The sequence below is a fragment of the Oliverpabstia sp. genome (assembly GCF_022785585.1).
Lineage (GTDB): Bacteria > Bacillota > Clostridia > Lachnospirales > Lachnospiraceae > Oliverpabstia > Oliverpabstia intestinalis.
This window is the reverse complement of the sequence record NZ_JALFPR010000155.1, coordinates 1-24,527: the sequence shown is the minus strand read 5'-3', so window position 1 is coordinate 24,527 and position 24,527 is coordinate 1. Positions and strand designations below refer to the sequence as shown.

23 protein-coding genes, 1 pseudogene and 1 riboswitch are annotated in these 24,527 nt (G+C 45.7%); of the genes and pseudogenes, 18 read left to right on the top strand and 6 right to left on the bottom strand.

What is annotated here, in order from left to right:
* Window positions 1–445: 445 nt before the first annotated feature.
* From MSA64_RS11015 to MSA64_RS11005, 3 genes are all read left to right on the top strand, one after another.
* Entirely contained in the window at window positions 446–1,411 is a 966-nt protein-coding gene (locus tag MSA64_RS11015; protein WP_287891622.1) for a VTC domain-containing protein, read from the top strand.
* On the top strand, window positions 1,360–1,812 hold the full coding sequence (locus tag MSA64_RS11010; protein ID WP_287891621.1) for a carbohydrate-binding domain-containing protein: 453 nt from the start codon (window positions 1,360–1,362) through the stop codon (window positions 1,810–1,812). The genes MSA64_RS11015 and MSA64_RS11010 overlap by 52 nt, the downstream gene beginning before the upstream one ends.
* Window positions 1,813–1,896: 84 nt before the next feature.
* Window positions 1,897–2,229 (top strand): hypothetical protein, encoded by a 333-nt coding sequence (locus tag MSA64_RS11005; protein WP_287891619.1) that lies wholly within the window; start codon window positions 1,897–1,899, stop codon window positions 2,227–2,229.
* On the opposite strand, the gene folK is transcribed toward MSA64_RS11005, so the two are convergent.
* The 5 genes from folK to MSA64_RS10980 form a co-directional block, all read right to left on the bottom strand.
* A complete protein-coding gene (gene folK, locus MSA64_RS11000; RefSeq protein ID WP_106492856.1) occupies window positions 2,206–3,033 on the bottom strand; it encodes a 2-amino-4-hydroxy-6-hydroxymethyldihydropteridine diphosphokinase in 828 nt (275 codons plus the stop codon). The two genes, MSA64_RS11005 and folK, sit on opposite strands and share 24 nt — an antisense overlap.
* Window positions 3,034–3,043: 10 nt before the next feature.
* Complete coding sequence (gene folP / locus MSA64_RS10995) at window positions 3,044–3,850, bottom strand: dihydropteroate synthase (protein WP_022171858.1); 807 nt, start codon at window positions 3,848–3,850, stop codon at window positions 3,044–3,046.
* A gap of 38 nt (window positions 3,851–3,888) precedes the next feature.
* Window positions 3,889–4,389, bottom strand: coding sequence for an HD domain-containing protein (locus MSA64_RS10990; RefSeq protein ID WP_243114175.1), 501 nt, complete (start codon window positions 4,387–4,389; stop codon window positions 3,889–3,891).
* A gap of 7 nt (window positions 4,390–4,396) precedes the next feature.
* Window positions 4,397–4,954: a GTP cyclohydrolase I FolE gene (gene folE, locus MSA64_RS10985; protein WP_022171856.1), complete on the bottom strand. Its 558-nt coding sequence runs from the start codon at window positions 4,952–4,954 to the stop codon at window positions 4,397–4,399.
* A 221-nt stretch (window positions 4,955–5,175) separates the two neighbouring features.
* Window positions 5,176–5,288: riboswitch (THF riboswitch) on the bottom strand.
* A 206-nt stretch (window positions 5,289–5,494) separates the two neighbouring features.
* Entirely contained in the window at window positions 5,495–6,631 is a 1,137-nt protein-coding gene (locus MSA64_RS10980; RefSeq protein ID WP_287891615.1) for an ROK family transcriptional regulator, read from the bottom strand.
* A gap of 367 nt (window positions 6,632–6,998) precedes the next feature.
* On the opposite strand from MSA64_RS10980, the gene MSA64_RS10975 reads away from it, so the two are divergent.
* From MSA64_RS10975 to MSA64_RS10940, 8 genes are all read left to right on the top strand, one after another.
* Window positions 6,999–7,955: a ketopantoate reductase family protein gene (locus MSA64_RS10975; RefSeq protein ID WP_287891613.1), complete on the top strand. Its 957-nt coding sequence runs from the start codon at window positions 6,999–7,001 to the stop codon at window positions 7,953–7,955.
* A 65-nt stretch (window positions 7,956–8,020) separates the two neighbouring features.
* Window positions 8,021–8,464, top strand: coding sequence for a GNAT family N-acetyltransferase (locus MSA64_RS10970; RefSeq protein WP_277663371.1), 444 nt, complete (start codon window positions 8,021–8,023; stop codon window positions 8,462–8,464).
* A complete protein-coding gene (locus MSA64_RS10965) occupies window positions 8,461–8,880 on the top strand; it encodes a hypothetical protein (protein WP_227338771.1) in 420 nt (139 codons plus the stop codon). Before MSA64_RS10970 ends, MSA64_RS10965 begins: the two co-directional genes overlap by 4 nt.
* A gap of 157 nt (window positions 8,881–9,037) precedes the next feature.
* Window positions 9,038–10,630, top strand: a complete 1,593-nt coding sequence (locus MSA64_RS10960) for an AAA family ATPase (protein WP_154432654.1) — start codon at window positions 9,038–9,040, stop codon at window positions 10,628–10,630.
* Between the two features lie 44 nt (window positions 10,631–10,674).
* On the top strand, window positions 10,675–12,264 hold the full coding sequence (locus tag MSA64_RS10955) for an AAA family ATPase (protein ID WP_277663369.1): 1,590 nt from the start codon (window positions 10,675–10,677) through the stop codon (window positions 12,262–12,264).
* Window positions 12,265–12,458: 194 nt separating this feature from the next.
* On the top strand, window positions 12,459–12,980 hold the full coding sequence (locus MSA64_RS10950) for a nitroreductase family protein (RefSeq protein ID WP_022170766.1): 522 nt from the start codon (window positions 12,459–12,461) through the stop codon (window positions 12,978–12,980).
* 268 nt (window positions 12,981–13,248) lie between these two features.
* Window positions 13,249–13,920: a response regulator transcription factor gene (locus MSA64_RS10945; RefSeq protein WP_287891608.1), complete on the top strand. Its 672-nt coding sequence runs from the start codon at window positions 13,249–13,251 to the stop codon at window positions 13,918–13,920.
* Between the two features lie 95 nt (window positions 13,921–14,015).
* Window positions 14,016–15,020, top strand: a complete 1,005-nt coding sequence (locus MSA64_RS10940) for a sensor histidine kinase (RefSeq protein ID WP_287891606.1) — start codon at window positions 14,016–14,018, stop codon at window positions 15,018–15,020.
* Here the strand turns inward: MSA64_RS10940 and MSA64_RS12120 are convergent.
* On the bottom strand, window positions 15,015–15,470 hold the full coding sequence (locus tag MSA64_RS12120) for a DUF6783 domain-containing protein (RefSeq protein ID WP_334302763.1): 456 nt from the start codon (window positions 15,468–15,470) through the stop codon (window positions 15,015–15,017). The two genes, MSA64_RS10940 and MSA64_RS12120, sit on opposite strands and share 6 nt — an antisense overlap.
* On the opposite strand from MSA64_RS12120, the pseudogene MSA64_RS10935 reads away from it, so the two are divergent.
* The 7 genes and pseudogenes from MSA64_RS10935 (at window position 15,434) to uxuA (ending at window position 24,355) form a co-directional block, all read left to right on the top strand.
* A pseudogene (locus MSA64_RS10935) lies at window positions 15,434–16,200 on the top strand (ABC transporter ATP-binding protein). The gene MSA64_RS12120 and the pseudogene MSA64_RS10935 sit on opposite strands and share 37 nt — an antisense overlap.
* Window positions 16,193–18,202 carry an ABC transporter permease gene (locus tag MSA64_RS10930; protein ID WP_287891604.1) on the top strand — a complete coding sequence of 670 codons (2,010 nt, stop codon included), beginning with the start codon at window positions 16,193–16,195 and terminating at the stop codon, window positions 18,200–18,202. Before MSA64_RS10935 ends, MSA64_RS10930 begins: the two are co-directional and overlap by 8 nt.
* A 174-nt stretch (window positions 18,203–18,376) precedes the next feature.
* Window positions 18,377–19,750, top strand: a complete 1,374-nt coding sequence (locus MSA64_RS10925; RefSeq protein WP_154432658.1) for a sodium-dependent transporter — start codon at window positions 18,377–18,379, stop codon at window positions 19,748–19,750.
* Between the two features lie 195 nt (window positions 19,751–19,945).
* Window positions 19,946–20,161, top strand: a complete 216-nt coding sequence (locus MSA64_RS10920) for a helix-turn-helix transcriptional regulator (protein WP_022170760.1) — start codon at window positions 19,946–19,948, stop codon at window positions 20,159–20,161.
* On the top strand, window positions 20,151–20,951 hold the full coding sequence (locus tag MSA64_RS10915; protein ID WP_154432659.1) for a DUF3169 family protein: 801 nt from the start codon (window positions 20,151–20,153) through the stop codon (window positions 20,949–20,951). Before MSA64_RS10920 ends, MSA64_RS10915 begins: the two co-directional genes overlap by 11 nt.
* Before the next feature lie 201 nt (window positions 20,952–21,152).
* Window positions 21,153–23,261: a glycoside hydrolase family 3 C-terminal domain-containing protein gene (locus tag MSA64_RS10910; protein WP_287891603.1), complete on the top strand. Its 2,109-nt coding sequence runs from the start codon at window positions 21,153–21,155 to the stop codon at window positions 23,259–23,261.
* A gap of 17 nt (window positions 23,262–23,278) precedes the next feature.
* Window positions 23,279–24,355 (top strand): mannonate dehydratase, encoded by a 1,077-nt coding sequence (gene uxuA / locus MSA64_RS10905; RefSeq protein ID WP_287891602.1) that lies wholly within the window; start codon window positions 23,279–23,281, stop codon window positions 24,353–24,355.
* The last annotated feature ends 172 nt before the right edge of the window (window positions 24,356–24,527 follow it).

The window sequence follows — 24,527 nt, the reverse complement described above, 5'->3', positions numbered from 1 at the left end:
CTATTCAGTAGCCACTGTCCCGCGAGGTGTTTTGACATGAATATGTCAAAATCCCGAGACATACAAGCCAAAATGCCATCACCGAAGGTGATTTTTTATGCATTTTGGCTCGTAACTGTGAAGGTACTGAACAGTTACGATAAAATTTATATAAAGTCATATAAAAAACAGAACTTTGCATAAGGATTTTATGCGGGTTCTGTTTTTTAATTTACGCGAGCAACGAGTCAAAGTTTGTACTTGCACGAGACCTTGCGACTGTCGCGATAATCAAAATTGCTCCACTGGATCAATTATTGATATGCAATGCAACGAGTAAAATTCGCGAGAGTGAGAAAGTATATTCCTTGTTTTGAATAAATGTGTAGATTCTGTGTTTTCTATGTTTCTTTAAACTTCATTTAAGGTTTCTCCGATACAATCACATCCATAAGGAGGAACCGAGATGGCAAATCAGACAATTTTTAAACGATATGAATACAAATATCTGCTTACCGCAGATCAGAAAAAAGACCTGCAGGCTTATATGGAAACGTATATGAAACCGGATACATTCGGACGCAATACCATCTGTAACCTGTATTTTGATACGCCGGATTATCTTCTGATCCGAAGATCGATCGAAGGAAAGGTGTACAAAGAAAAGATCCGGCTGCGTACCTATGGACGGGCACAGCATGACAGCGAAGCCTTTATCGAGTTGAAAAAGAAATACAAAAAAGTGGTCTACAAACGAAGAGTACGGACCGAATATGCGGATGCGGTACGATACCTCTGCCAGGGAGAGGATTCCATCGAACACAGCCAGATTCGGCGGGAACTGGATTATGCGATGCAGATGTATCAGGGGATTCGCCCGGCCGTGTATCTCTCCTATGAGCGGGAGGCTTTTTATGGAAGGGACGATCACGAACTTCGGATCACCTTTGACCAGAATATCCTCTGGCGTACCACACAGCTGGATCTTTCCGCACCGGTCTACGGACGGCCGCTGCTGGAAAAAAATCAGACGCTGATGGAGATCAAAGTCGGTCAGGGCGGTCCGGGAATGTCGGATATGCAGCCACCGCAGGATGCAGGAACAGAGAATGGTGGAAATAGTGAAACACTGAACAGCAGCACGACAGAAGACATCAGCACAAAAGGAATCAAGACGGGTGGTGATCTGCTGTTAAAAGATGGAACCTTTATGATAGATTCCTGCGATGACAGTTTGCATACCAACGGCAATTTGTCCATCTGCGGAGGAACTTACACACTCAGCACTGGAGATGATGGCATGCATGCGGATGGGGCAGATCAGGTATATGCGGAGAGATTACGATCAAAACGTGTTACGAAGGAATCGAAGGACAGAATATGGAAATCTCCGATGGAACCATCGATATCACAGCCAGCGATGACGGATTGAATGCAGCCGGTGGAAATGACCAGAGCGGTATGGACGGATTTGGTGGGGATATGTTCTCGGCAGACGAGGATGCCTGGATCACGATTTCCGGTGGAACTGTCACGATCGATGCCACCGGAGACGGCATTGACAGCAATGGGGATCTGACCGTCAGCGGAGGAAACATCTTTGTTTCCGGCCCGAGCGATAACGGAAATGGTGCTCTGGATTACAATGGAACGGCGACGATCACCGGGGGAACGCTGGTAGCAGCCGGTATGAGCGGCATGGAACAGAATTTCGGTTCCGATTCCACACAGGGCTCACTGATGATGAACCTGACGGATAACCAGAGCGGGGAGATCACACTGGAAGATGCGGATGGCAATACGTTGGTAAGTTATACACCGATGCGTGAATAGAATTCCGTGGTCATCAGCTGCGCAGAATTAAGCGATGGAAGTACCTATACGATACACACAGGGGAGAACAGCCAGGAAGTAACCATGGAAGGTCTGGTATACACCGACGGAGAAGTGACGAATACGCCGGGACAGGGTGGAGGACAGAAACCGCAGGGTGGTCCGATGGGAGATAATAGTGGCGATGCTGGCAATTTGGATAACTCAGACCGTCCGACCCTGCCGCAGGGACAGGGAAATCCACCGGATACGCAAAACGGGGAACGCCCGCAGGGGGACGTGCCACAGGGCAATCCGGGGATTCGTCAAATGAGCAGACGAAGGAGGAGTCTGACGGTCAGAAATAGCAGAATGGTTTACATAATTACCAGAATGAGGAATCTGTATAGCAGATCAGGATTCCTGCTTCGCCTGTAGATCTGCCAGCATCTGTGAAACGGTAAGTCCCAGTACCGGGTGGCGTTTCCACGGAGCAATCTGTGCCAGCGGGATCAGGACGAAGTCCCGCAGATGCATCTCCACATGAGGAATGATCAGATCCGGGGTGTCCAGTACCAGATCGTCATACAGTAAGATATCCAGATCCAGCGTCCGCGGTCCCCAGTGGATCAGGCGCTCCCGGTGCGCTTCCTGTTCGATCTCATGGAGGCGTTCGAGCAGTTCCTGCGGTGTCAGCAGTGTTTTGAGTGCCAGTGCACCGTTTAAAAAGTCATCCTGCTCCACACCGCCGTAGGGTGCAGTCACCAGAAAATCAGACACTTTCAGCACCTGGCAGTCTGAAGTCTGCTGTAGTTTTTCAACTGCCTCGTTCAGGTATTTTTCCTTGTCCCCCATATTGGAGCCGAGCGCGATATAAGCGGTATGCCAGCCGCGGCTGATCTCCACCGATACGGTATCCAGAGGCAGACCGATGGGCGCCCACGGTTTTTTGATGGTAAGATCTACCTGAGAGACCATCGGGTAGGAGAGCAGAATCGCTTTTGCGGTCGCCTCCGCCACCGTCTCCAGCAGTTTCCAGGTATTTTCTTCGACTACTTTTTTGATCAGATGGCTGACTTCACCGTAATGTACCGAATAAGAAAGCTCATCGGTGAGCCCGGCTTTTCTGGTGTCGGTATGCAAAACGGCGGAGAGTACAAACTTTTGTCCTAAAAAATTCTCTTCCGGAAATACTCCATGCTTTGCAAAGATTTCCAGATTCTCAATTCTTATTTTATCCATAAATTTCCTCCTAGCAGGACAGGATCGCTTTCGTCATCTGAATGATCCGGTGGTTTTCTTTGATATCGTGTACCCGGACAAAGGAGCATCCGCGGAGCATGCCGATCACGGTGGTGGCAAGTGTTCCTTCTACGCGCTGATCTACCGGCAGATCCAGGGTGTTACCGATGACAGATTTTCTGGAAGTGCCGAGAAGAATCGGGAGTCCGAGTTCCTGCAAGACATCTACATGATTGATGGCTTCCAGATTCTGCTCATACGTTTTCCCAAAGCCAACACCCGGATCCAGCATGATTTTATCGTCCGGAACACCTGCTTTGTGTGCGATAGCGACGCATTCTTTCATATCGGCGACCATGTCTTCCAGAAAATTCTGATATATGGCTTCGTTTCGGTTGTGCATCAGGCAGCAGGCAGCGTGGTAACGGGCGGTCACCTCGGCGGTTTTATAGTCGAACTTGAATCCCCAGATATCATTGACCAGATCCGCACCGGCCTGAAGGGCGGCCTCTGCGACATTTCCTTTGTAAGTGTCGATGGAAACCGGAACATCAAAATGTGATTTGACCGCCTCGATGACCGGCGTTACTCTTGCGATTTCTTCCTCGTCAGAGATCACGGTATGTCCCGGACGGGTGGATTCACCGCCGATATCGATAATGTCAGCGCCGTCCCGGATCATCTGCTCGGCGTGAGCGAGAGCAGCATCCATATGATTGAATTTTCCACCGTCGGAAAAAGAGTCGGGAGTCACGTTCAGGATTCCCATAATATAAGTTTCATTCTTTGTATCAAATTCACGATTACCAATTCTCATACATGTTTTCTCCTCTTGAAGTTTACATAAGTTCAAAATTAATAACAAATCGTCAGATTCATCTTCTCCTCCGGCCAGTTGCATGCATTTCTTGCAGGACAGTACAAACAGTTTCGTGACTGTTTGTCCGCACGGTAGAGATAGCGGGAAAATAAGGGAGTTTCCGCAGTATCTTTTACCCGGTGGCTTCGGATCGCAGCAAGAATCGATTTCTGCTCAGTAAGAGAAAAATCACAGTCCGTAAGGATGCGTTCCGCCAGTCTTGCCCCTGCCAGATGGTGAGGAGTACCTTTTTCCATCTGTTCATAACGGCCAATATCGTGAAGAAGTCCGGTGGCGTAGATCATTTCCTTGGAAAAGCCAGCCTGATCTTCCAGATTATAAATATACATCAGCCGCGCCACATCCAGAAAATGCTCCATCGTGTGACGGCAGAAGATCCGGTCTTTTTCTGCTTCCTGTAACAGTGCAAACTGCTCTCGAAAGACAGGGTGGGATAAAATCTGATCGATGCGTTTCATAATAATTCGCTGTTCCATGACAGATTTAAGCCTTTACCATCTGTAAAAAGGTCTGCTGCAGGGAAAAATCTTCCGCAAAGGCTCCACGCACGATGGTGGTCACAGTTTTGCTGCCTGGTTTCTGAACACCGCGCATGGTCATACACATATGTTCTGCCTCGATCATGACCATCACACCCTTCGGCTGCAGATGTTCTTCGAGAGCGTCCGCAATCTGTGCGGTCATATTTTCCTGTATCTGCGGGCGTCTTGCATAGACTTCTACCGTGCGGGCCAGTTTGCTTAAACCTGCCACGCGCTGATCCGGGATATAAGCCACATGAGCTTTTCCGTAGAAGGGCAGCAGATGATGTTCGCAGGTGGAATAAAAGGTGATATCTTTTTCCAGAACGATATTGTTATTGGTAGCGTGAAATTGTTTGGACAGATGCACACCGGCATCTTCATAGAGCCCGCCGTAGATCTGCTCGCACATTCTGGCGATACGGTCGGGTGTTTCGAGTAAACCTTCTCGATTGACGTCTTCGCCGATACCTTCCAGCATCAGACGAACGCCTTCTTTGATTTTTTCGTGATCCATCATGGTACAAAACCTCCTGTGTAAATAATGCTGTATACTGAGAAACTTCCTGTAAAATCGGACATAGAAAGATTCTGAGCATACAAAAATATGCATCAGGATGTTCTGCATAGATGTACAGAATAATATGTAAGAAAAAAACACCCTGATGTGAAGAAAATAAAGCTACTGAAAAATAACTATGAGTATATCCCTTCACAATCGGATGTTAAACATCTGGTTGTTGCAACGGGTGCGGTAACCATATCGTAAGTCCGGTCCGCAGGCGAACCGACTTTTCGTTTCTGTGGCAACTCCCCATCCACAAAACACTTGACGCATGGAAACCTATTTTGCATAGTATTTCAATCGAAACAGCAGACACATAGGGTTTCTCTGCTGTTTGAAAGGATTATAGCACTCATGGAAAGAGGGTGCAAGAGAATACCGGAAAATATATGAAATTGTTGCTGTTCATTCCGTGGCCGGTAACATTGAATTATCATCTCCCTGTTAGTTTACATAAGAACGAAACAGCGCAAGGAGAAAGTACCATGGCTATGTCTATGTATCCAGAAAATTTTTCACGTAAAACAGCGCTGCCCCAATTGCCGGTGTATACTGTCCGTGGGTGCCGGTAAGAAGCGAATCTTTCGCCAGAGGAAACGGTGTATGCCCATTGATCAGAGCAAGCAGCTGATCCAGATCCTCCGGGAGAAAATAAGGTGCAAGATATCCACTCAGGATCACCGGACAGTCGATCAGCAGGTTGAGGTTACGGATGGCGAAAGCCAGATGCCGCAGATAGTCCTGCCAGATGTCCTGTAAATGTTCCCCTGAGTTATCCGGATCCCGCAATTTAAGGAAAAATTCTTTTACTGAAAGTCCGCTGCGCAGTTCCAGTGCACTGGCGGAACAGAAGGTTTCCAGGCAGCCGCGATTCCCGCAGTAACAGACTGGACCATCCGGTTCCACACAGATGTGTTCCAGAGAACCGCTGTGCATGGAAAAACCCTGATGAACGCTGTGATTGGTGATTACTGCACCGCCGAGATTTCGATTTAATAAGAAAACAAGAGCGCTGTCCAGTTTCGGATGATTCCAGAGTTCCAGATCCGCGGCCGCCTTGGAGTCGTGAACCAGATGACACGGAAAAGGAAGCCGGGAAGCAAAATCAGAAAGCTGCATCCGCGTATTTCCCATAATAGCACCGTAAGTCACGGACGAACCATTCGGGGAAATGATCCCCTGTGTGGCAATGGAGATCCCTGAGATTTTTTCCGTGGGGTATTCATTTTTTTCAATAAAATGAAGCACTTCGCCGGCAAATGTGTCGTAATATTCCGGCGTGTCCTCGTAGGCAAGTGGAATCGTCTCCCTCGCGACGGCCTCCCCGTACAGATCCACCGCAACGAGATGAAACATGGTCTTTAAAATTCCGATCCCGATGGCGATCCTGAGATCCGGTACGATCCGGATAATCTGTGCTTTCCGTCCTCCGGTAGAGGCAAAATACCCGTTTCGTTCGATCAGCCCTTCTTTTTCCAATGTGGTCAGATTCTGACTGACCGTGGAAAGTCCCATGTTCAGATCCTGTACGATCTGAAATTTGGAAGTTTCTCGCTGGCGGTAGATGTACTGATAGACGGTATGTTTGTTGATTTGTTTTAACGTGAGAGTTGTCACACTTTTTTTATCCATAACGGCGGCTGCTCCTTTGATAATCTGACAATTGTTACTTATGATTGTAATACAACCAAAAGAAAAAAGCAACGGAAGGGACAGAGAGGGATTTGCATTTTGCACTGTCAGGCTGGGCAGTGGCAATCTTTCGGCAAATATGATATATTTACAGTAATTTATGCGGGCAACGAGCCAAAGTCCATGCTTGTATGAGACCTTGGTGACTGCCGCGAGAATCAAAATTGATCCACCGGATCAATTATGGATATGCGGGCAACGAGCCAAATTTGTGAAGTGTATTTTATCTCGTTGAAAGAACAAAAGCAAATATGCAGCAGACAGTATTCTGTTCAATAAGTTATTCTGGTGGAAGGAAAGAAAGAGCATGAAGATAAAAACAGTTGCAGTTCTTGGCGCAGGAGCAGTTGGATCGTATGTGATATGGGGACTCTCAAACCGGAAAGATATCCGGTTGGGCGTGATCGCAGAAGGGGAACGCGCAGAAAGAATGAAAAAAGGATGCATCATTAACGGCATCACCTATCATCCGGAAGTATGGACCCCGCAGGAAGCAAATGGGACAGATCTGTTATTTGTGGCTTTAAAATACGGGGCATTACCGGGTGCATTGGAGAGCATCCGCACGATCACCGGAGAACATACCACTGTTATGAGTCTTATGAACGGCGTAGACAGTGAAGAGATTATTGCAAAAGAGATCGGGGCTGCTCATATTCTGCACGCGCTGATCAAGGTGGCTTCTCATAAAGAAGGAAACGGCTACTGTTTCAACCCGGAAACGACGATCGGAATTATTTTCGGTGAACTGACAGCACCGTATCAGAGCGAACGTGTACAGGCGATCGAGGATCTTTTTGCAGATACCGGGCTGCATTACCGCGCCACAGAATATATCAAAGAAGAAATGTGGTGCAAATTCCGTCTGAATGTCGGTAACAACCTTCCACAGGCGGTTCTCGGCACAGGTGTAGGCTGTTATCGGGACAGTGTGCATATGAAAGAAATCAGTAATAAACTCCGGGAGGAACTGGAAGCGATTGCAGCAGCAAAAGGAATCGACATCCGTAAGGCAGATGATTCATCCAGTCACGGAAGTGCCGTTCCGCCATCCGCAAGATATTCTACCCTTCAGGATCTGGATGCAGGACGTCACACAGAAATCGATATGTTCTCAGGTGCGCTGATCCGTATGGGCAAAGAACTGGGAATCCCAACACCATATAACGAATACACATACCATATTATAAAAGCCCTGGAAGAAAAAAATGACGGGAAATTTGATTATCAGAAAGATGATGAAAGCGTGACCTGCTCGCGATAATAGGGGATTGCATATCTGCGTGACAAAGACAGCAGGTATGGGGCTTTTTAAGGAGAACAATGTTTATGATTAGAGTGTTACAGGAAGCGGATATAGACAGAGTTGCTGAGATATGGTTAGACAGCAATCTGAAAGCACATCATTTTATTCCGGCGCAATACTGGAAAAGTAATTTTGGATTAGTGAAAGAAATGCTGTCACAGGCGGAAGTCTATGTATATGAGAACGACCGGAACATACAGGGATTTACAGGATTAAACGGCGAGTATATAGAAGGCATTTTTGTTTCTGATGAGATGCAGTCGCATGGGATCGGAAAAATGCTGCTGGATTATGTGAAAAGTAAAAAAGAAAAATTACTTTTAAATGCGTATCAAAAGAATGTACGGGCTATTAATTTTTATCGAAGAGAAGGCTTCCAAATCCAATGCGAAGGTTTGGACAAACTTACCGGTGAAAAAGATTATGTGATGATCTGGCAGCGGAATTTCAGGGAGGAAGAACAATGAAATCTATGACAAAAGAAGAAATCATTACAGGATTGAAAGCTACAATAAAACCGGAAGAGGAGTATTTTATAGAGGATGATTTGATAGACGCTATCAACCAATATCCAGAACCTTTTGAACTAGTAGACCCAATATTGGAAATTATAGCTACCAATCCACGGGTCGATTTTGGCATGCCAGGGGATCTGGTTCATTTTGTGGAGCAGTTTTATAAACACGGATATGAAGAATTACTGATTGCTTCAGTAAGAAACCATCCAACACCGCATAATATCTGGATGGTGCATCGCTGCTATAATGATACGGAAAATCCGAAACGTGAAAAGTTTGCTGAACTTATAAAAAAGTTGAAAAATGACAGGTCGGTTTCTTCGGAGATTAAGAACAGTATAGATGAATTTGATTGGGAGTATTAAAAAGATACTGAAAAAATAAGAATCAATGTAACTATTCAGTAGCCACTGTAAATAAGTAGAAATATGGAACAGATTGGGAACTGAAATCCTGCTGTTGTGATTATCAGAGGAATCCAGTATAATATATCTTATAAAATCTTGACGGGGAGGAATTTGCATGGGCAGTTATCTGAATCCGGGGAATTTTTCATTTCGTGGAAGTCTTCGTTCGAAAATATATGTAGACAAAAGTGAATTGATCGCAAAGACAAATGAAGCTCTTTGCACAGAACAGAGGTATATCTGTGTGAGCCGTCCGAGAAGATTTGGCAAATCAATGGCAGCGAATATGCTTGCTGCATACTATGATCGCAGTGAAAATATAGAAGAACTGTTTCGGAATCTTGCAATCAGCAAAGATAGTTCCTACAAAGAAAATCTGAATCAATACGATGTGATCAAAATTAATATGCAGGAATTTTTGAGTATGTCAGGGACAATGGAAGAGATGCTGGAAATGCTGAAAAAATATATTGTATTGGATTTTGAGGAAACTTATCCGCAAGTGCGTTTTCGGGATGAAAAAAATCTGATTCAGGTAATGAAAGATGTATTTTCTTATACCAGATGTCCTTTTGTAATTTTGATTGATGAGTGGGATTGTCTGTTCCGGGAATATAAACAGGATAGAGAAGCACAGAAAAAGTATCTGGACTTTTTACGGGCATGGCTCAAGGATAAAGATTATGTTGCACTGGCTTACATGACCGGTATTCTGCCGATCAAGAAATATGGTTCTCATTCGGCATTAAATATGTTTACAGAATATTCCATGACGGATCCCGGTGAGCTGGCAGAGTATTTTGGCTTTACCGAACAGGAAGTGTCAGTTCTCTGTGAAAAATATGAGATGAATTTTGAAGATGTAAAAACATGGTATGATGGCTATCGATTAATTGCCCATCGACAGACGGGAAATGAATGCTATTCCATGTACAGCCCCAAGTCGGTTGTGGAAGCCATGCTGCGTCATAAGTTCGGAACCTACTGGAACCAGACGGAGACATATGAAGCACTAAAAATCTATATCCAGATGGATATGGACGGCTTAAAGGACTCCGTGGTTCGCATGCTTGCGGGAGAATCTGTCCCCATTAATATCGGAACATTCAGCAACGATATGACTACCTTTGCAACGAAAGACGATGTGCTGACTCTGCTGGTGCATCTGGGATATCTGACCTATGACAGTGTGGATGGAACCGTAAGTATACCAAATAAAGAGGTTTCCAGGGAATATGTAAATGCCATCAGCACCATGAACTGGCATGGCGTGGCAGAGTCCGTGGAATCCTCCCGTAAATTACTGGAAGCACTGTGGAACATGGATGCAGATGCGGTTGCAGAGGGAATCGAGAAAGCACATGAGGAAATTTCCATTCTTCAGTATAACGATGAAAACTCTTTAAGTTGTACCATTCAGCTTGCCTTTTACTTTGCGCGGGAATACTATACCATAATTCGGGAATTACCTGCGGGAAAGGGATTTGCCGACGTATGTATGATTCCGAGAAAGAAGCATCCTGACAAGCCGGCTGTCGTGATCGAACTGAAATGGGATAAGAGCGCCGGTGGAGCGATAGAGCAGATCAAAGAAAAACAGTATGGAGATGCATTGAAAGAATATCAGGGGAAGTTGTTGCTTGTAGGAATTAATTATAATAAGATGACTAAAAAACATGAATGCGTGATTGAAACCATGCAAAAATAAAATTACAGATAACAATGCGTGCAGAAAAAGAAAGGTGTGAGAAGATGGGAGTATTTGTAAATCCGGGGAATGAAGCATTTGCGGTTGCATTAAATTCGGAGATTTATGTAGATAAAACAGAGCTTCTTACTTATACGAATAAGGTTATGAATACTCTGCAGGGATATATCTGCAACAGCCGCCCGCGACGGTTTGGAAAATCGATCACGGCCAATATGCTCACGGCGTATTACAGCAAAGGCTGTAGTTCCAGAGAAATGTTTTCCAATCTGGGTATCAGTAAAGCAGAAGGCTTTGAAAAACACCTGAATCAGTACGATGTATTGCACTGGGATATCCAATGGTGTATGGAACCGGCAGGTGGTCCGGAAAAAATCGTTTCTTATATTTCAGAACAAACGATTTCGGAGTTGAAAGAATATTATCCACATATTTTACCGGAAAAAATCCGTTCGCTGCCGGAGTCTCTGTCACGGATCAATGCAGCAACAGGAACAAAATTTATAGTGATTATTGATGAATGGGATGTTCTGATTCGTGATGAAGCATCGGATGTCAGAACACAGGAAGAATATATCAATTTTCTGCGGGCTATGTTTAAAGGGACAGAGCCGACGAAATATATTCAGCTGGCATATCTGACAGGTATTCTGCCTGTAAAAAAAGAAAAAACACAGTCTGCGTTAAACAATTTTAAAGATTATTCGATGTTGCACGCCGGTCCGATCGCGCCATATGTTGGATTTACAGAAGCAGAGGTTCAGAAACTGTGCGAAGAATATGGACATGAATTTGAAGAGGTCAAACGATGGTATGACGGCTACCAGATTGGAACATATCATGTATACAATCCAAATGCAGTGGTGAACCTGATGCTGGAAGGTGAATTCCAAAGTTACTGGTCAGGAACAGCATCTTATGAGGCGATTGTTCCGCTGATCAATATGGACTTTGATGGACTGAGAGGCGCAGTGATTGAAATGTTGTCGGGAGATCATGTTCCGATCGATATCACTTCTTTTCAGAATGACACGGTCAGTTTTGCCAATAAAGATGATGTATTGACATATCTGATTCATCTTGGCTACCTTGCCTATGACCGGACATTTAAAACTGCATTCATCCCAAATGAGGAAATCCGTCAGGAAATGATTCTGGCAACAAAAAGAAAAAAATGGAATGAACTGATTTCATTCCAGAAAGAATCCGAACAGCTTTTGAGGGATACCCTTCAGATGGATGGAGATGCGGTAGCAAAAGAAATAGAAAAAATTCACAGAGAATATGTTTCAGTGATTCAGTATAATAATGAAAATTCACTCAGCAGTGTACTGTCCATTGCGTATCTGAGCGCAATGCAATATTACTTCAAACCAATTCGCGAATTCCCGGCAGGGCGTGGATTTGCTGATTTTGTATTTATTCCCAAGCCGGAGTTTCAAAAGTTCTATCCGGCACTTGTCGTGGAGCTGAAGTGGAATAAAGATGTTAAAACCGCCCTGGATCAGATCAAAGACAGAAAATATCCGGATTCTGTTGCATGTTATGCGGGAGAGCTTTTAATGGTTGGCATTAATTATAATGAAAAAACCAAGGAACATGAATGCCGGATTGAAAAATACGGAAAACACTGAAAATAAAAACAGAAGTCTCGTGTCCGCACCATAAGGGTGTGGATATGAGGCTTTTTACCAAAGGGTAATGGCGATAACCTGAATTTGAAAATGGCTGCAGACAGGTATTCGTCTGGCGTTGAGATTCACAGAAATCTGTACTATAATAGGTATCAGAAAAAAACGATGAAAATGGGACAAAGGAGGATTTTACCATGAACAATGAAGTATTGAAAGCAATGAAAACCCGCAGAAGCATCCGCAAATACAAACCGGAGCAGATCACAGACGAGCAGCTGGATGCGATCCTGGAAGCCGGAACATATGCGGCTACCGGAATGGGAAAACAGTCTCCGGTGATCGTGGTAGTGCAGAAACCGGAACTGATCGCAAAACTTTCGAAGATGAACGCAGCTGTGATGGGAAGCAGCAATGATCCGTTCTACGGTGCACCGACGGTTCTGATCGTACTCGCAGATCCGGAGATCGGAACCTATCATGAGGACGGTTCTCTGGTTATGGGCAATCTGATGCTGGCAGCTCATGCGGTAGGTGTGGATTCCTGCTGGATCCACCGGGCAAAAGAAGAATTTGAGAGTGCAGAGGGAAAAGAACTCTTAAAAGAGTGGGGACTTCCGGAAAATCTGGTCGGCATCGGACACTGCATCCTTGGATATCGTGACTGTGAATACCCGGAAGCAAAAGAAAGAAAAGCGAACTATATTGTCAGAGTATAGGAAGAGCTTTCGTAACTGTGAAGGTACTGAACAGTTACGAACTTTCATAAAAACGTAACGTAACTGCTCCGAACATGAACAGTCAGTGCGAAAATAAAAAGATAAGAAAAACAGAAAACGGGCTGTGTCCTGAAGCGGACAGAAACGGGAGAGCTTATATAGAATGTTTCTGTGTGTCACAAAAGGTATACAGCCCGTTTTATAAAAGTTCAAACCAGGAATCTTCCTGATGACCTGTTCATGGGAAGATTTAGAAAATGAGGAATATATGTATCGAATTATGATCGTGGAAGATGATGAAGTGATTGCAAATGCGATCCGGCAACACCTGGTTTCGTGGGGCATGGAGGCGTTCTGTGTGCAGGATTTTTCCGATGTGCTGACAGAATTTGCCGCAACCGGTCCGCAACCGGTGCTGATGGACATTCATCTTCCCTTTTTTAACGGTTACCACTGGTGCCAGGAGATCCGGAAAGTGTCGAAAGTACCGGTGCTTTTCCCTTCTTCCGCTTCTGATAATATGAGCATCATCATGGCAGTCAACATGGGCGGTGATGATTTTATCGCAAAACCATCTGACCTGAATGTGCTTACTGCCAAGGTACAGGCGCTTCTTCGAAGAACCTATGAATTTGCCGGAACTGCGAATCTGTTGGAGCACAAAGGAGCAATCCTGAATAAAGAAAACGGGATTCTGACGTATCAGGGAGAAAAGATCGAACTTACGAAAAATGAGTGGCGGATCCTGCAGGTCTTAATGGAACACAAGGGAAAAGCGGTGAGCAGAGACACGCTGATGATGCGGTTGTGGGAGTCGGACAGCTTTATTGATGACAATACACTGACTGTGAATGTGACGAGACTTAGAAGAAAACTGGAAGAAATCGGGCTTTCGGATTATATTCAGACGAAAAAAGGTGTGGGATATCTGTTGACATAATATGGGATTTATCATATGGTTCAGGAGATTTTCACAGTGTTACTCTTTTGAAAAGAGGATTCTGAGAGAAGGAAGTAGAAAAACGGAGAAGAACGATGCAGGAAAAGGGAAGAAAAAGAATTATCCTTGCATTTTTGCGGGAAGAGGCGGGGATCCTTCTCTGGGTGGTGTTTTTTATCGGAATTTTTTGGCTTTTGTGTTTCCTGGAAGATATTCCACAGGATGTCACCATTTACACATTGCAACTTGCCTCTTTTACCGGTATCGCAGTATTGATCGTTCGCTTCATCCGCTATCGGAAGCGCTGTAAGACACTGGAACTGCTGACAAAGGATCCCAGAGACAAGATAGAAGCGTTCCCGAATCCGGACACTCTGTCGGAGAAACTGTACCGGCAGATCATCGGGCAATATGAGCGGGAACTGCGAAAAGAAGAACAGCAGATGGATGACAGATACCGGGAGATGGTGGAGTATTATACGATGTGGACCCACCAGATCAAAACGCCGATCGCTGCCATGCACCTGCTATTACAGGAAGAAGAAACACCGGTTTCCAAAGAATTACAGGGGGAACTTTTTCAGGTGGAACAGTATGTGCAGATGGCACTACAGTATTTGCGGATGGAAAGGATGAACACGGATCTGGTATTTGAAAAACAGGAACTGGACGCTCTGATCCATCAGGCAGTTCGAAAATACGCACCTCTGTTTATCCGTCGAAAGATCGCATTGCAATATGAGGATGTCCATTGTCAGATACTTACCGATGAAAAATGGCTGGAATTTGTCCTTGAACAGGTTCTCTCGAACGCCCTGAAATACACCAGGAAGGGAAAGATAAAAATTTATATGGATCCACAAAGCCCTAAGACGCTGGTGATCGAAGATACCGGTATCGGGATAGCACCGGAAGATCTTCCGCGGGTCTTTGAGCGCGGGTATACCGGCTATAACGGTCGCACGGACAAACGATCCACAGGTATCGGTCTGTACCTGTGCAGACAGATCATGGACCGGCTTTCCCACACGATCCGGATCGAATCGGAGATGGGTGTGGGAACGCGGGTGTATCCTGGGCTAGATACGGTGGAATTATAAGAGGATCAGGACGAAAAGCAAAGTATGCAAAAAATGGAGCAGAAAGGTCCAGGAGCGTGTCTGAAAAATCATTTCCGCAATCTGCAAGCCCCACTTTGCGGTATATTTTACCCTCCTTCGGTTGCCGTAGCCCGCTACGACGCCCTCATTCGGATAAAATCTCCCACAAACTAAGACTCGCAGCTCACGAAAAGCCTTTTTCAGACACGCTCTAGCGCGATAAAATGAGAATGCTACCGGGAACCTTACACGAATGTAAGGTTTCCGGTATTTTTGTAAGCAGAGGTTAAGGCAGCCGGAAGAATGGATTGCTATAATAAGCCTGTAAATAGGAACAGAACCGACAGATTTCGATAAAGAAACAGGAAATAGCGGGTTCTGGAAAACACAGTACAGAAAGGACAGAAAAATAAATGGTAATTCTGGAAGTAGAACATCTGAAAAAAACATATACGACCCGCCTCGGAAGCAACCGGGTGGAAGCGTTACGGGACGTTAATTTCAATGTGGAACAGGGCGAATTTGTGGCAATCATGGGAGAGTCCGGAAGCGGTAAGACCACACTGCTAAATCTCCTGGCGACACTTGATAAACCGACCGGTGGTCAGATCCGGTTAAATGGAAAAAATCTGGGAGATCTGAAAGAAAAAGAGATCGCGGCATTCCGAAGAGAAAATCTGGGATTTGTCTTTCAGGATTTTAACCTGCTGGATACCTTTTCACTGAAAGATAATATTTTTCTTCCGCTGGTACTGGGAGGAAAACATTACCGGGAAATGAAACAAAAAGCAGATTCTATTGTCAAAAAACTGGGAATCAGTAATTTGCTGGAAAAATATCCGTACGAAGTGTCCGGCGGACAAAAACAGCGGGCTGCGGTGGCGCGTGCCCTGATCACGGATCCACGGCTGGTGCTGGCAGATGAGCCGAGCGGAGCTCTGGATTCCCATGCGGCAGATGCACTGATGCAGCTGTTTGAGGAAATCAATCAGGAGGGACAGACTATTGCGATGGTCACTCACAGCGTGAAGGCGGCCTGTGCTGCAAAACGGGTTCTTTTTATCAAAGACGGAGAAGTTTTTCACCAGCTGTACCGGGAAATCTGGGACGGGATGAGATGTATCAGAAGATCTCGGATACGCTGACCATTATTGCGACAGGTGGTGAGCGTCATGAATAGTCTGCTGTATGCAAAACTTGCAAAAACAAATCTCAGTAAGAACAGACAGAATATTCTTCCTTATTGGTTGTCGTGTATCGGTACGGTTATAATGTTTTATATTATGAGTACTCTGTCTTTGAGTGAAGGTCTTAAAAAAATGATGGGGGAAGCCACGATTCAGATAGTAATGCAGTTTGGCGTATATATCATCGGACTTTTTGCTGTGATCTTTCTGATCTACAGCAACAGTTTTCTGGCAAAACGCAGGAAAAAAGAATTTGGACTGTTTCAGATCCTTGGCATGGAAAAGAAACATCTTGCAAAGATTCTGTTTTTTGAAAGTCTGTATCTGTGGATCCTGTCGGTTGGAGGTGGGATTCTGCTTGGAATCCTGTGTTACAAGCTGCTGTTTCTGGTGCTGTTAAAATTGACCCGGTTTCAGGGAACGATCCATTTTACTTTTCACTGGAAGGCTGCAGGAAACACGGTGGTTTTATTTGCCGTGATTTTTCTGATCAATTATCTGAAAAGCCTCCACCAGATCCACGCAGCTCAGCCGATAGAACTGCTTCATGGTGAACAGGAGGGAGAGCGGGAGCCGAAAACGAAGCTTCTTACCGCATGGATCGGACTGATTTGTCTGGGACTCGGTTATTATATGGCACTGACCTGTCAGAAACCTATGGAGGCTCTGGGCAAGTTTTTCGGTGCGGTGCTTCTGGTCATGGCGGGAACCTACTGTCTGTTTTCGGCAGGTAGTATCGCACTGCTGAAACTGTTAAAAAGCAACAAAAGATATTATTACCAGACGAGACACTTCACTAGTATCTCCGGGATGTTATACCGGATGAAACAGAATGCGATGGGACTTGCCAACATCTGTATCCTGTCTACCGGTGTGCTTCTGGTAATCTCCACCACCAGTTGTCTGTGGTTTGGCATGCAGGAAATTATCCAGACAAGATTTCCCCATCAGATAGCGGTGGAAGTCAACGACACTCTTATGTCGGCCAATGGTGACGGTACTGCGCTGACAAAAGAAGAAATCAGTTCTGTGCGGGAACAGATTAACAACTATCTGGAGGAGCAGCAGGTGTCAAAACGATTTGAACGGGATGAAACCTACTGGTTAGCAGTGGCAGAAAACAAAGAAAACTGGGTAGGCCTGACGCAGGAACTGAAAGGGTTTGAGGACGGTCGCAGCATGATCGAATTCATGGAAGCTTCGGAATATGAACGGATGACCGGAAAATCTACAGATCTGAAACCGGGCCAGGTACTTGTATTTACCAGAAAAGAGGAACCATACAAATATGATACGATACAGTTCGGAGATACGATCAGCTGTGAGGTAAAACATACGGAAAATACACAGGAAGATATGGTGGAAACCACGAATGTAATGTATGATACCAGAATTATCGTATTTGCAGACGAAGAAGAAGCACAGGCAGCATATGTGGCAATGACCGGAAGAACACCTGCCGGATACAGCTGGAAGTATCAGATAGATCTGATTGGGGATACGAAGCTGGAGACGCGGATCGGACAGGAAATTGAGAAGCTTGTGAACCAGGCGCAATGTGACGGCTATGTGGAAGTACGGGAAAATAACAAGGCCAGCCTTTATCAGATGTACGGCTCCATCATGTTCCTTGGAATTTTTGTCGGTACTTTGTTCCTTATGGGTGCAGTGATGATCATTTACTACAAACAGATTTCCGAAGGATTTGATGACCGGAAGCGTTTTCAGATCATGCAGAAAGTAGGCATGAGCCGTCAGGAAGTCCGCCAGACCATACGGTCACAGGTTGTTACCGTATTTTTCCTGCCGCTTGTAGTGGCTATTCTGCACACCGTAGTGGCATTTCCGGTGACGAGACAGCTGATGACGATGATGAATTTCCCGGACAGTGGTATTTTTCTGGTAGCTACTGCAGTGACGATTGTGGCGTTCGCTATTGTGTACCTGATCGTGTATACAATCACGGCAAAGGCATATTATAAGATCGTGGAATAACTGGAAATATTTTGTAGAAAAGTAAAACAATCTTTTTGCGTTTTTTTCTGTTAGGCGTGACTTTATCCGGTAAGCGTGGTAGAATAACAAGTATTCTGTGGGTGAGGAGTCCCGCAGGGCATTTTGAGAGAAAATGTCGGAAAAGTTAAAAGAAAGAGAGTGGAAAAGACGCAGATGAATAAGAAAAGAAGCGCATTTTCAGGGAAAATCGGCTATGTCCTGTCGGCGGCCGGTGCGTCTGTCGGACTGGGAAATATCTGGAGATTCCCGTATCTGGCGGCGAAGTATGGAGGAGGAATTTTCCTGCTGGTGTATATCATACTGGCACTGACCTTCGGGTATACGATGATCGTTGCGGAGTCCGCCCTTGGACGTATGACAAGAAAAAGTCCGGTTGGGGCATTTCGAAGCTTTGCAAAGGGAAAAAAAGTGGGCTGGCTCAGCTTCGGCGGCTGGATCAACGCGATCATCCCGGTACTGATCGTACCGTATTATTCTGTAATCGGTGGATGGGTAGTCAAATATCTGTTTGAGTATATCAGAGGAAATGGCAGCAAACTGGCGGAAGACGGATACTTCTCCGGTTTTATCTCAAACGGAGGTGCTACAGAAATCTGTTTTGTGATCTTCTGTATGTTCACCCTGGTGATCATCTACGCAGGTGTACAGAATGGTATCGAACGTGTGTCAAAGATCATGATGCCGATTCTGATTGTTCTGTCCGTAATCATTGCGATTTATTCGGTCACAAGACCGGGAGCCATCGAAGGTGTGAAATATTTCCTCGTACCGAATGTGAAAAACTTCTCCTGGATGACGGTAGTGGCAGCCATGGGACAGATGTTCTATTCCCTGTCCATCGCCATGGGTATCCTGGTAACCTTTGGTTCTTATATGAGAAAAGATACCTCCATCGAAGATTCCACAAGAAACGTGGAAATCTTTGATACCGCGATTGCGATGATGGCAGGTCTGATGATCATCCCGGCGGTCTTCGCATTCTCCGGTGGCGATCCGGATACCCTGCAGGCAGGTCCGTCTCTGATGTTTATCACGATCCCGAAAGTATTTGCCAACATGGGATTCGGAACCGCAGTCGGTATCCTGTTCTTCGTGTTGGTGTTGTTTGCAGCAGTGACAAGTTCTATCGCCCTGACAGAAAGTGCGGTATCTACTTTCGAGGACGAACTTGGCTGGGGGAGAAAGAAAGCAACCGTTCTGACCGGTGTGATCATGATCGCCCTGGGAACCCTGTCCTGTCTGGGATATGGTCCGCTGGATTTTGTAAAGATCATCGGCATGCAGTTTTTGGATTTCTTTGACTTCCTGACAAACTCCGTCATGATGCCAATCGCAGCCCTGATGACCAGCCTTCTGGTATCCCGTGTGATCGGTGTGGATAAGATCGAAGAAGAGATCCGCCACGGCGAGAGTGCTTTCCGAAGAAAGAAAATCTTTGTAGTTATGATCAAGTATCTGTGCCCGATCTTTGCCCTGATCATTCTGGCAAGTTCCGTGGCAAATGCATTTGGATGGATAGCTATGTAAAAATGGATGAATGAAAAAGTGAAAAGTCGTTGTTCTCAGTATTTTTCTGAGAACAGCGGCTTTTTACTTTTTCTGAAAGTATGTGTTGACAACTATAGTTGTCAATGATAGAATAAACACAAGTTGAATGACAAATAAAGTTGTCAAAATGACAAGAATACAAGTCAAAACAGAAACAAGAAAGGAGAAGCAGATATGCCGCTGGAAAACAGGTTAAAGGAACATCGCGCCAGACTTGGCATCAATCAGGCGGATATGGGAAAACGGGCAGGAGTGTCCCGGCAGACGATCAGTCTGATCGAGCGGGGGGATTATTCACCGTCGGTAACGCTGGCGCTGAAGCTGGCAAAGATCTGTCAGGTAACCGTGGAAGATATTTTCAGCTATACGGAGGAAGAGAATGATGAATAAAACAAAAAAGAAAAATGTATATGTAAAATATGCGGTAATCATGTGTATCAGCGGTGCGCTGGGAGGAATTCTGGGGGGTGTCATGGAAATGGGACAAGTGCATGGAGTTCTGACAGGTATTCAGGAGGGAATGCAATTCTTCCTGAACAGTGTCCGCAACTGGATGCTTCCGCTTATGGCAATCTGTGGAGTGATAGCGCTGGTACTTTGTGAGCAGTATATGGGCAGACTGAAAAGAGCGGGCGAAGCCATGGAACAGGCAGAAGATGAAGCGTATGAACGGCTGGATTACGAGCTGGAAGCTGCGGGAAGTAGGGGAATGATCGTAAGCTTTGCCGGAAGTATTGCGATGATTCTGCTTCTCGCAACCGGATATTCCACAAAATATATTGAAAGTCTGAACGGTTCTGGGATAATGTGGTTTCTGCTTGAAATTCTTACATTTATTGCACTGGAAGTGTATCTGAATGTATGGCAGATTCGCTATGTCCGCGTGATACAGAAGATCTATCCGGACAAAAAAGGAGATCCGACTTCTTTAAAATTCCCGAAGCAGTGGCTGGAAAGCTGTGATGAGGCAGAAAAGGAATGTATCTACCAGGCAAGTTACAAAGGCTATCAGACCGTGATGAAATGGGCGCCGATCCTGACGTTTGTGGCGCTGATCCTGCATATGTTTTTTGATACGGGGATCCTTGCCATCGTGATGCCGTCAGTGATCTGGCTGGTAACATCGGTGACATACTGTAGAGCGTGTCTGCAGAACAAGGGAGAAAAACTGAGCAAATAAAAAAGATAACATCCTGTACGGAGAGAATGGAAAGCGTTTTTTCCGTACAGGATTTTTTTGTGTAAAAATACTGAAATTAAACACAGATACAGAAAAATATGGTAAAATTTGCAGTGAGGAATTCTGTGCAAAAAAAGAAAATGATATTTGGCACAGAAGGGGATTTTTAACAGCAACATATCAAGGAGGAGAAGAAAAAATATGGACAGAGCGCAGGCAAGAAAAAAAGCAGAAGCCCTGGTAGCAAAAATGACCATCGAGGAGCGGGCTGGACAGCTCAAATACGATGCCCCGGCGATTGAACGGCTGGGAATTCCGACTTATAACTGGTGGAATGAGGCACTTCACGGAGTGGCACGTGCAGGTACTGCAACGGTATTTCCACAGGCAATCGGTTGTGCGGCCATGTTTGATGAAGACGAGATGCAGAAGATCGCTGATGTGATTGCAGAAGAGGGCAGAGCCAAGTATAATGCATTTTCCAAAGAAGAAGACAGAGATATTTACAAAGGACTGACTTTCTGGTCACCGAACATCAATATTTTCCGTGATCCGAGGTGGGGACGCGGGCATGAAACGTATGGAGAAGATCCGTTTCTGACCGCGAGACTCGGTGTGGCATTTATCAAGGGCTTACAGGGAGATGGTGAGACGATGAAAGTGGCGGCATGTGCAAAGCATTTTGCCGTACATTCCGGTCCGGAGGCGATCCGTCATGAGTTTGATGCGGTAGTTTCACAAAAAGACCTGTATGAGACTTATCTTCCGGCTTTTGAGGCGGCAGTTAAAGAAGGTGGTGTGGAAGCAGTGATGGGAGGATATAACCGGACCAATGGAGAACCAAGCTGCGGAAGCAAGACGTTACTGAAAAAAATTCTTCGGGAAGACTGGGGATTTGAGGGACATGTGGTATCGGACTGCTGGGCAATCCAGGATTTTCACCAGTTCCATAAGGTTACAAACGGACCGAAAGAGTCCGCACAGATGGCACTGGAAGCGGGATGTGACCTGAACTGTGGATGCACCTATGCATATATCATGGCTGCACTGCAGGACGGACTGGTGACGGAAGAACAGATCACCGAATCCTGTATCCGTGTGTTTACCACCCGTTTTCTTCTGGGAATGTTCGACGGAAGTGAATACGATGATATTCCATATGAGGTTGTGGAGTGTAAGGAACATCGAAACCTGGCTGTGGAAGCGGCGCACAAGGGAATGGTACTTTTGAAAAATGACGGTATCCTGCCGTTGGATAAACGGAAAATCCGTACGATTGGCGTTGTGGGACCGAATGCCAACAACCGGATCGCACTGCAGGGGAATTATCATGGAACTTCTTCCCGTTACGTAACGGTGTTGGAAGGTATCCAGAAAGAAGTGGAAGACGACTGCCGGGTATATTATGCAGAAGGATCACATATGTATAAAGATACGATGGAAAATCTGGCCTGGAAGGATGACAGGATCTCGGAAGCGGTGATCACGGCGAAACAGTGTGATGTGACGATCGTGGTACTGGGTCTTGATGAACTGATGGAAGGAGAAGAGCCGGATCAGAGCAACCGTGGACAGGCAGGAGACAAAGCCTCTCTGGAATTCCCGGGCTGCCAGCAGAGACTCCTCGAGGCAGTTACTGCTGTGGGAAAACCGGTGATCACTGTTGTTCTCTCCGGAAGCGCCATGGATCTTCGGTATGCGGATGCCCATACGAATGCCATCTTACAGGCATGGTATCCGGGAGCAGAGGGTGGAACTGCTGTGGCGGATGTCCTTTTTGGCAGAGTATCGCCGAGCGGAAAACTGCCGGTGACCTTCTATAAGGATACCTCCGATCTACCGGAATTTACCGATTATTCCATGAAAAACAGAACTTACCGTTATATGGAACAGGAAGCGTTGTATCCGTTTGGCTTTGGTCTGACTTATGGGAATGTGAAGGTGTCAGCAGCAGAATTTGCTGAACAGCCGGAAAAAGAAAAACCGGTAAAGATTCGCTGTACGGTGACAAATAAGGGAAAATGGGATACAGAAGAGGTTGTTCAGGTTTACATCAAAGACTGGAAGTCAAAATATGCAGTCCGAAATCACAGCCTGTGCGGATTCCGGCGCGTGAGGGTGAAGGCGGGAGAGAGTATCGAGACAGAACTTACCATCGATCCGCGGGCATTTACCATCGTGGACGAAGAGGGAAAACGTTATGTCGATAGCAACAAATTCTCTCTGTATGTAGCAACCACTCAGCCGGATGCCAGAAGTACGGCACTGACGGGACACGAAGCGGTGGAACTGCGGGTAGTGTTTGCATAGCAGATGGAGGTGTCGGGATGCAGATGACATTTCGCTGGTATGGCGATGGAAATGATGATATTACACCGGAGATGATCCGGCAGATTCCGGGCGTGAGTGGACTTGTCTGGGCACTTCACGACAAGCAGCCGGGAGAGATCTGGACAGTGGAAGAGATTGAGAAAGTGCGAGCGCGCATCGAGGGTGCAGGTTTTCACATGGATGTGGTGGAGAGTGTCAACGTCCATGACGATATTAAGATTGGTCTGCCCACACGGGATCAGTATATTGAAAATTATAAGACAACATTGAAAAACCTTGCAAAATTCGGTGTCAAAGTAGTGACTTACAATTTTATGCCGATCTTTGACTGGACACGGACGGATCTTTTTCATCCGCTGGAGGATGGATCCAATGCGTTATATTATGAAAAAAGCAAGATACAGGATGATTATAAGGAGATGGCGGAGTATATCCTGAAAAATCTGCACGGGAAAACATTTCCGGGCTGGGAGCCGGAGCGGATGGCGAAACTGGATGAACTTTTTGAGGCGTACCGCCCGGTGACGAAGGAAAAACTCTGGGAAAACCTGCAGTATTTTCTGGAAGCCATTTTGCCGACCTGCCATGAGACCGGGATCAAGATGGCGATCCATCAGGATGATCCCCCATGGGATATTTTCGGGATTCCGAGACTGCTTTGTGATAAAGAATCTATAGGAAGGTTTCTTCATATGGTAGATGATGAATACAACTGTCTGTGTCTGTGTTCCGGATCGCTGGGTGCGAATATGAAAAATAATGTGGCAGATATCATTCGAACCTACTGTGACCGGATCGCTTTTGCCCATATCCGAAACCTCCGACACTACCCGAACGGAGATTTTTCAGAAGTTTCCCACAGAGACTGTGACGGTGATACCGGGATTCTGGAAATTATGCGAGCCTATCACGACTGTGGTTATACCGGCTATGTACGCCCGGATCACGGAAGACATCTCTGGGGAGAAGAAGGCCATTGCCGACCGGGCTACGGACTGTATGACCGGGCACTGGGAATCATGTATCTGTGGGGATGTTGGGATATGCTGGAACGATTGGATGGAAAAATCTGAGGTAACCGAAAACAGTCAAATATTGTATGGCTGTAACTGTTCAGTACCTTCACAGTTACGAGCCAAAATGCATTTAAACGATAAAAACACGCTTTGCGAGTTTTTATCGTTATCGCGGCACTCCTCAAGGTTCCGTGCAAGCACGGACTTTGACTCGTTGCTCGCGTAAATC